Genomic DNA, 7,707 nt, shown 5'->3' with positions numbered 1-7,707 from the left:
CGAACGACGCCGTCTCCGACGTGAACCGGTCACCCGTGAGCTGCATACCATCACCCGAGTCACCGGCAAACCTGATGATCACCCGGTCCAGCCGGCGGACATCCTTCGTCCCCGCCGGTTTGCGCTGCGCTCCCACGACGGTCTCGTCGGCTCCGTCGGCCTGCTCCGCTGGGCTGCTGACCTGGCTGGTCACTGAAGTGGACCTCCCTCGAGGCGGCTGTCCGGGGCGTGGTCTTTCGTTGACCATCCCAAGACCCAACCCTACGTCCGCCGTGGTCGCCATCCCGTGGACATTCGCATGATGGACGCTCGGGCGGGACGGCCCCCCGCCCCCGCCGCGCCCGGCTTCCTGCCACCGCCGCTGGTGAGGACGCCCGTCGGCCGGTCCCCGGTTTCTCGTCCGTTCGGATGACGGCCATCCTCGTACGCACGGGTTCCACGCACCCGTGCGGAGATGCGCCGGTGACCGGCGAGACGCGCCGGTCACCGGCGGAGACCGGTCAGGAACGGAGAGGAGACCGGTCAGGAACGGAGATACGTCAGGACGGCGAGCACCCGCCGGTGGTCCCCGTCGCTCTGGGACAGCCCCAGCTTCAGGAAGATGTTGCTTACGTGCTTCTCGACGGCGCCGTCGCTGACGACGAGCTGGCGGGCGATCGCCGAGTTCGTCCGGCCCTCTGCCATCAGCCCCAGCACCTCCCGCTCCCGCGGGGTGAGCCCGGCGAGCACGTCCTGCTTGCGGCTGCGGCCCAGCAACTGCGCGACCACCTCCGGGTCGAGCGCCGTACCGCCCTCGGCGACCCGCACCACCGCGTCCACGAACTCGCGCACCTCGGCCACCCGGTCCTTGAGCAGATAGCCCACACCGCGACTGGAACCCGCCAGCAGCTCGGTGGCGTACCGCTCCTCCACGTACTGCGACAGCACGAGCACGCCCAGACTCGGGTGCGCCTTGCGCAACTGCACCGCCGCCCGCACCCCCTCGTCGGTGTGCGTCGGCGGCATCCGCACGTCCGCCACCACCACGTCCGGCAGCTCGCCCTGGGCGTCCAGCTCGGTGATGGTCTTGATCAACGCCTCGCCGTCCCCGACCCCGGCCACGACCTCATGGCCACGGTCGGTCAGCAGCCGGGTCAGCCCCTCCCTGAGCAGCACCGAGTCCTCGGCGATGACCACCCGCACCCTGTCCTCCACGATCCTCGGCCCCCCCACACCCGACGCGGGCACTCCGCCCGCCTGTTGTGGGGTCCAGCATTTCAGGATCGGGGGTGCGATGGGAGCCGTACCGGCGGTCACCGTTGCCCGCTCTGCGCTCGGCCCGCTCAGTGTTCCGCCAGCTCAGCGTTCTGCCAGCTCAGTGTTCCGTCCGCTCAGCGTTCCGCCCGCCACGGCAGCTCCGCCGTCACCCGGGTCGGCCCGCCCGCCGGCGAGTCCACCACCAGGATCCCGTCCACCGCGTCGATCCGCTCCGCCAGCCCGGCCAGACCCGACCCGGGGGACACCTCGGCCCCGCCCACGCCGTCGTCCACGACCTGGAGCAGCAGCCGGTCGTCGACCCGCCACACCTCCACGACCGCCTGCGTCGCCCGCGCGTGCTTGCTGATGTTCTGCAACAGCTCCGACACCGTGAAGTAGGCGATCCCCTCGATCGCGGGGGCCGGCCGCTGAGCCAGGTCCACCTCGACCCGCACCGGCACGGTGCAGCGCGAGGCGACCGACGACAGGGCCGCGTCCAGGCCGCGGTCGGTCAGTACGGCGGGGTGGATGCCGCGCGCCAGGTCCCGCAGCTCCTGAAGCGCCGTCTTCACCTCGCCGTGCGCCTCGTCGACCATCCGGGCCGCGGCCCGCGGGTCCTCCCGCAGCTTCTCCTTCGCCAGCCCCAGGTCCATGGCCAGGTTGACCAAGCGGGCCTGCGCGCCGTCGTGCAGGTCGCGCTCGATGCGCCGCAGATCGGCCGCCGCCGTGTCCACGACGACGCCCCGGTCCGACTCCAGCTCCACCACCCGGGTGGCCAGCCGCGACGGCCCGAGCAGCCCGTGCACCAGCACCCGGTCCACCATGGTCAGCGCCCGCACGATCCAGGGCGCCGCCAGTGTGAACAGCAGTCCCACCAGCGCGGTCACCGTGATCTCGAAGGGGTTGTCCAGGTAGACCCGGTGGGTCTCGTCGCCGTACAGCTGGAGCCCGTCCTGACCGGCGTACATCGGGAACACCCAGAACCACAGCGGGTAGGTGAGCATGGCCCAGCCCCAGGTCCACACGGTCACGGCCACGGCGAACGAGAACACCGCCCACGGCAGGTGCAGCAGCGCGTACAGCAGCGTCCGCCACGAGGTGCCGCTCTTGAGGACCGCGCCCATCCAGGCCATCGCGCCGTGCCGGCGCACCCGCAGCGGCTCCGGGTCGTCCACCCGCAGCCCCAGCAGCGCGCGCGCCCGCATCCGCTCCAGTGCCCCGAACCCCCGGCACCCGGCGAGCGCCGCCGCCAGTACCGGGACCCCGAGGAAGGTCACCAGCAGCCCCGCGCCCAGCGACACCATCGTGACCGCGAACGTGAACAGCAGGATGCTGATCGGCAGGCCCAGCACCACATGGCCGAGCTCCCGCCAGGCGCGGGCCTCGAACGGGGCCCGCAGCCCCGCCGGCAGCCGGTGCCGCCCGCCCCCGCGCCCCGGGGCGTCGAGCTCGCTGCCCAGCCCGTAGTCACCCTGTCCGTACTCCGTGGCCATCGGCGTCGTCCTTCTCCTCGTCCCTGCGACCGCACCCGCTGTGCCGCGCCCTACGGCTCTGCCGTCGTACCTCCACCCTCCTCGTACGGCCGCTCACCGACCATGGAGCCCGTCGGCGTCTTGGGCGGGGGGTTTTCCCCACCATGCGAGACCGGGGAGGGGCCGCCGGTGCCGCCGAGACGGGCGCTGCCGTCAGCGCCGCGAGCCGGAGGCGCCCGTGCTCCCGTCCCGTGGGCGTCCCTGCTCCCGGTCGCGCCACGGCAGCTCGGCCGTCACCGTCGTCGGGCCGCCCTCCGGGGAGTCCACGACGAACAGCCCGTCTACGGCGCCCAGCCGCTCGGCGAGCCCCTTCATCCCGGTACCGCCGTCGAGGCGGGCCCCGCCGCGGCCGTCGTCCCGCACCTGGAGGAGCAGCCGCTCCTCCGCGCGCCACACGTCCACGGAGGCGGACCGGGCCCCGCTGTGCTTGCTGACGTTCTGCAAGAGCTCCGAGACGGTGAAGTAGGCGATCCCCTCGATGGCCGCCGCCGGCCGCTCCGTCAGATCGACCGTCACCTTCACCGGGACGGTGCAGCGCGAGGCGACGGAGGACAGGGCCGCGTCCAGGCCGCGGTCGGTCAGTACGGCGGGGTGGATGCCGCGGGCCAGGTCGCGCAGCTCCTGGAGCGCGAGCTTCACCTCGCCGTGCGCCTCCTCGACCATCGCCGCGACGTGCTCGTCGGCCTGGCCCTCCAGCAGCTTCTCCTTCGCCAGTCCCAGGCCCATGGCCAGGTTGACCAGGCGGGCCTGCGCGCCGTCGTGCAGGTCGCGCTCGATGCGCCGCAGATCGGCCGCCGCCGTGTCCACGACGACCCCGCGGTCGGACTCCAGCTCGGCGATGCGCCGCTCCAGTTCGTCCGACGGCGACAGCAGACCGCGCACCATCGCGCGGTCCACGTTGGTCAGGGCCCGCGCGATGAACGGCAGCACCGGCCACAGCACGAACAGCGAGACCAGCGTGAGGGCGAAGGTGAGGACGCCCCAGGGCAGCCGGACGAGGTCGTACAGCACCGTGCGCCAGCCCACCGGGTCCTTCAGCGCCATCCACAGACGCGGGAAGAACCCGCCGCCGCGCAGCGGCAGCCGGCTCGGCTCGTCCACCCGCACCCCGAGCAGCGCACGGGCCCGCGCACGCTCCAGCCTGCCCAGGTGCCGGGCCCCCAGCAGCCCGGCCGCGAGCAGCGGGAACCCGATCACGGTCACCGTGAGCCCGAGGCCGACGAACAGCACCGTCACGACGTAGACGAATCCGAGAAGGGCCACCGGCAGGTTCGCCAGCAGGTGGACGATCTCCCTCCAGGTGTGCCGGTCGTAGGCGAAACGGACGGGCGGCGGCACGCGGTCGCCGTCCGCCGTACCGGCCGCGCCGCCCGTGCCAACCGCGTTGCCCGTGCCGGCCGCGCCGCCCGGGCCGCCGCTTCCGGCGCGCGCCGATGTCGTGAGGTGTTCGGTCATACGAGTCAGCGTGCCGTCTGGCACGGGCCCGCGCCATGAGGTGGACCGGCCGGGACCACCTGAGGAAAACCCCACCCCGCGGGACCGCGGTCACGCCGGCCGGGACGACCACGGCGGAGAGGAACCCGTCCCGCCGTCCCGGGGCGGCGGAGAAAACCCCGTCCCGCTGTCCCAAGGCGTGACGGGCTGCTTACCGTGTCTTTATCAGGGCCTAGACTCCCGTGCGTACAGATCGTCGAACAGCGAACAGCGAACAGCGAACAGGGAGCGAGGGGCGGAAGTGCGGGAACCGACCGTCGTCGCGGCCGACTACTTCCAGTCGTACTCGGTCGTCGGACTGCTGGCCGTCGTCGGCGTCCTCTTCGTCGCCGTGGCGTTCGGCGCCGGGCGCCTGCTGCGGCCCGTCGTGCCCACACCCGAGAAACTCCTGACGTACGAGTGCGGTGTCGACCCCGTTGGCGAGGGGTGGGCACACACCCAGGTCAGGTACTACGTCTACGCTTTTCTGTACGTGATTTTCGCGATCGACTCGATCTTCCTGTTCCCGTGGGCGACGGTCTTCGCCGACCCGGCGTACGGCGCGACCACCCTGGTGGAGATGTTCGTCTTCCTGGGCTTCCTGGCCGTGGGCCTGCTGTACGCGTACAAGAAGGGCGTGCTGGCATGGACGTGAACCCCGCCTCCGCCTCGTCGGCTTCCGGGCCGGTGCCGGTGTCCGAGCCGGTGCGGTTGCCCGAGCCCAAGCGGCTCGGCGCCCTCGCGCGCCTCGCCCCCGAACCGATGAAGGTCGTCCTGAACTGGGGCCGCCGCTACTCGCTCTGGGTGTTCAACTTCGGCCTCGCCTGCTGCGCGATCGAGTTCATCGCCGCGTCGATGGCCCGCCACGACTTCATCCGCCTCGGCGTGATCCCGTTCGCGCCGGGCCCGCGCCAGGCCGACCTGATGGTCGTCTCCGGCACGGTGACCGACAAGATGGCCCCGGCCGTCAAGCGTCTGTACGAGCAGATGCCCGAGCCGAAGTACGTCATCTCCTTCGGCGCCTGCTCCAACTGCGGCGGGCCCTACTGGGACTCGTACTCGGTGACCAAGGGCGTCGACCAGATCATCCCGGTGGACGTCTACGTCCCCGGCTGCCCACCGCGCCCCGAGGCGCTGCTCCAGGGGATCCTCAAGCTCCAGGAGAAGATCGCCCGCGAGTCGCTGGGGGAGCGGTACGGCACGTCCGCCCGTCCGTCGGCGGCGGCACTGAGCAGCGGCCTGGTGCAGCCGCCGGGGCCGGCCCGGGGGTCAGCCGGGGGGCCGGCGGCGGGTTCCGGACCGGTGACCGAGGGAGAGGGCCGATGACCGCGGTCGGCTGGCTGCCCGCCGGGGCCGAGGACCTGTTCGGCCCGGACGCCACGGCCGAGGAGGCGTACGACGTCCTCACCGTCGACGTACCGCCCACGGCCTGGATCTCCGCGCTGGAGACCGCCCGCGACCGGCTGGGCTGCACCTACTTCGACTGGCTGAGCGCGGTCGACGAACCGGGCACGGGCTTCCGGGTCGCCGCGCACGTCGCGGCCCTCGCGCCGGTCCGGCGACTGCTGCTGCGCACCACCGTTCCGCACGAGTCGCCGGTCCTGCCCTCGGCGGTCGCCGTGTACGCGGGCGCGACCTGGCACGAGCGCGAGACCCACGAGATGTTCGGCGTCGTCTTCGACGGCCACCCCGCCCTGGACCACCTGCTGCTGCCGGAGTCCTTCGAGGGCCACCCCCTGCGGAAGGACTTCGTCCTCGCCGCCCGCGTCGCCAAGGCCTGGCCGGGGGCGAAGGAACCCGGCGAGCCGGCGGCCGGCCACGGCGGGCCGAAGCGCCGCCAGATGCTCCCGCCGGGCGTCCCCGACCCCAACGAGTGGGGCCCGCTCAAGGGCCAGCTGCCCCCCGCCCCGGCCCGCCCGGCACGCGGCGCCGGCCGCGCGGCGGGCGCCGACCGCCCGGCCCGTGCGGCCGGCGACCGCCCGGCCCGTGCGGCCGGCGACCGCCCGGTCCGCCGTACCCGTTCGGCGGCGGAGGGCTCCGCCGGCCAGACGACCGGGGGTGCCGGAGACACCGATGCCGCCGCTTCGGCATCGACGACCCCACGGCGCGCCCGGAGCGCGAGCGAGGGCTCGGCCTCCCAGCGCCCCACGGGCCCGCGCCGGGCCCGCAGCGTGTCGGAGGGCTCCGCGAGCCAGCGCACGGCACCACCCGCCGACCCGCCCACCGATTCCGCCGCTCTCCGCACCCCCGACGCTCCCCGCAGCCCGGACGCCCCGTGGCACCACGCCCGTCCGGCTTTCGAGGAGTCCCGGCAGAACCAAGGGCCGCAGGAAGACCAGAAGGACCAGGCGAACCAAGAAGCCCACAACCCCCAGAGGGCCCAGCCCAGCCAGGACCCGCAGTCCACCCAGGACCCGCAGTCCACCCAGGACCCTCAGTCCACCCAGGACCCTCAGTCCACCCAGGACCCGCACGACCGCCGCTCGGGAGGCTCGGAGTGAACGACGCGCTCGACGTCACCCTGCGCCTGCTGATCGTCTTCGCCGTCTTCCTCGCCTTCCCGCTGATCGTCGGGCAGACGGAGCACAAGGTGATGGCCCACATGCAGGGCCGCCTCGGCCCGATGTACGCCGGCGGCTTCCACGGCTGGGCCCAGCTCGTCGCGGACGGCGTGAAGTTCGCGCAGAAGGAGGACGTGGTCCCCGCCGGCGCGGACCGCCGTATCTTCCAGCTCGCCCCCGCCGTCGCCCTCCTGCCGTACCTCCTCGTCCTCCTCGCCATCCCCATCGGCCCGGGCGAGGGCGCCGTCGGCCAGGTCATCGACGCCGGCATCTTCTTCGTCCTCGCCGTCATGGGCGTCGGCGTGCTCGGCTCGCTCATGGCCGGCTGGGCCTCCGCCAACAAGTTCTCCCTCCTCGGCGGCCTGCGCACGGCCGCCCAGCTGCTCGCCTACGAACTTCCGATGCTGCTCGCCGCCGCCTCCGTCGCCATGGCGGCCGGCACCGTCTCCCTCGTGGGCATCCTCGACGCCTTCGAGTGGTGGTGGCTGCCCTGGCAGATCGTCGGCGCGATCGTCTTCTTCGTCGCCGGCCTCGCCGAGCTCCAGCGCCCGCCGTTCGACATGCCCGTCGCCGACTCGGAGATCATCTTCGGTGCGTACACCGAGTACACGGGCCTGCGCTTCGCGCTGTTCCTCCTCGCCGAGTACGCCGGGATCATCGTCCTGTGCGGCCTGACCACCGTCCTCTTCCTGGGCGGCTGGCACGGCCCCTGGGGCGCCGACGGCCTCGGCTGGGTGTGGACCCTGCTGAAGACGGCCGTCCTCGCCTTCATCGTGATCTGGCTGCGCGTGACCTACCCCCGGCTGCGCGAGGACCAGCTCCAGAAACTCTCGTGGACGCTCCTCGTCCCCCTCGCACTCGCCCAGATCGCCCTCACCGGCGTCGTCAAGGTGGTGATCCAGTAA

The 7,707-nt window shown here is 72.9% G+C and carries 8 protein-coding genes; 4 read left to right on the top strand and 4 right to left on the bottom strand.

Annotation, left to right across the window (positions count from 1 at the left end; all coding sequences use genetic code 11):
* From ACZ45Q_RS03535 to ACZ45Q_RS03520, 4 genes are all read right to left on the bottom strand, one after another.
* Positions 1–193, bottom strand: a 193-nt coding sequence (locus ACZ45Q_RS03535) for a hypothetical protein (RefSeq protein WP_468254248.1), incomplete at its 3' end; no start/stop codon positions are given.
* 329 nt (positions 194–522) lie between these two features.
* Positions 523–1,182, bottom strand: coding sequence for a LuxR C-terminal-related transcriptional regulator (locus tag ACZ45Q_RS03530; protein WP_468254338.1), 660 nt, complete (start codon positions 1,180–1,182; stop codon positions 523–525).
* Between the two features lie 188 nt (positions 1,183–1,370).
* A complete protein-coding gene (locus tag ACZ45Q_RS03525) occupies positions 1,371–2,729 on the bottom strand; it encodes a sensor histidine kinase (protein ID WP_468254246.1) in 1,359 nt (452 codons plus the stop codon).
* A 192-nt stretch (positions 2,730–2,921) separates the two neighbouring features.
* Entirely contained in the window at positions 2,922–4,223 is a 1,302-nt protein-coding gene (locus tag ACZ45Q_RS03520; RefSeq protein WP_468254243.1) for a sensor histidine kinase, read from the bottom strand.
* 280 nt (positions 4,224–4,503) lie between these two features.
* Here ACZ45Q_RS03520 and ACZ45Q_RS03515 point away from each other — a divergent pair, with 280 nt between their 5' ends.
* Genes ACZ45Q_RS03515 through ACZ45Q_RS03500 form a run of 4 tightly spaced genes read left to right on the top strand, consistent with a single transcriptional unit; the run spans position 4,504 to position 7,707 of the window.
* The gene (locus ACZ45Q_RS03515; RefSeq protein WP_468254240.1) at positions 4,504–4,896 is read left to right on the top strand and encodes an NADH-quinone oxidoreductase subunit A; all 393 of its coding nucleotides are present in this window, start codon (positions 4,504–4,506) and stop codon (positions 4,894–4,896) included.
* The gene (locus ACZ45Q_RS03510; protein WP_468254237.1) at positions 4,887–5,567 is read left to right on the top strand and encodes an NADH-quinone oxidoreductase subunit B; all 681 of its coding nucleotides are present in this window, start codon (positions 4,887–4,889) and stop codon (positions 5,565–5,567) included. Before ACZ45Q_RS03515 ends, ACZ45Q_RS03510 begins: the two co-directional genes overlap by 10 nt.
* Positions 5,564–6,742 (top strand): NADH-quinone oxidoreductase subunit C, encoded by a 1,179-nt coding sequence (locus ACZ45Q_RS03505; RefSeq protein WP_468254234.1) that lies wholly within the window; start codon positions 5,564–5,566, stop codon positions 6,740–6,742. The genes ACZ45Q_RS03510 and ACZ45Q_RS03505 overlap by 4 nt, the downstream gene beginning before the upstream one ends.
* Positions 6,739–7,707 (top strand): complex I subunit 1/NuoH family protein, encoded by a 969-nt coding sequence (locus ACZ45Q_RS03500; protein ID WP_468254231.1) that lies wholly within the window; start codon positions 6,739–6,741, stop codon positions 7,705–7,707. The genes ACZ45Q_RS03505 and ACZ45Q_RS03500 overlap by 4 nt, the downstream gene beginning before the upstream one ends.

It is taken from the genome of Streptomyces sp. NPDC031049 (assembly GCF_055571015.1).
Note: the sequence above shows the minus strand (reverse complement) of the source record. Positions and strands in the feature narration are given on the sequence as shown.

Excerpts from the sequence above, each read along its gene's own strand:
- ACZ45Q_RS03525 (WP_468254246.1), bottom strand. The coding sequence starts at position 2,729 with ATGGCCACGGAGTACGGACAGGGTGACTACGGGCTGGGCAGCGAGCTC.
- ACZ45Q_RS03520 (WP_468254243.1), bottom strand. The coding sequence starts at position 4,223 with ATGACCGAACACCTCACGACATCGGCGCGCGCCGGAAGCGGCGGCCCG.
- ACZ45Q_RS03510 (WP_468254237.1), top strand. The coding sequence starts at position 4,887 with ATGGACGTGAACCCCGCCTCCGCCTCGTCGGCTTCCGGGCCGGTGCCG.
- ACZ45Q_RS03505 (WP_468254234.1), top strand. The coding sequence starts at position 5,564 with ATGACCGCGGTCGGCTGGCTGCCCGCCGGGGCCGAGGACCTGTTCGGC.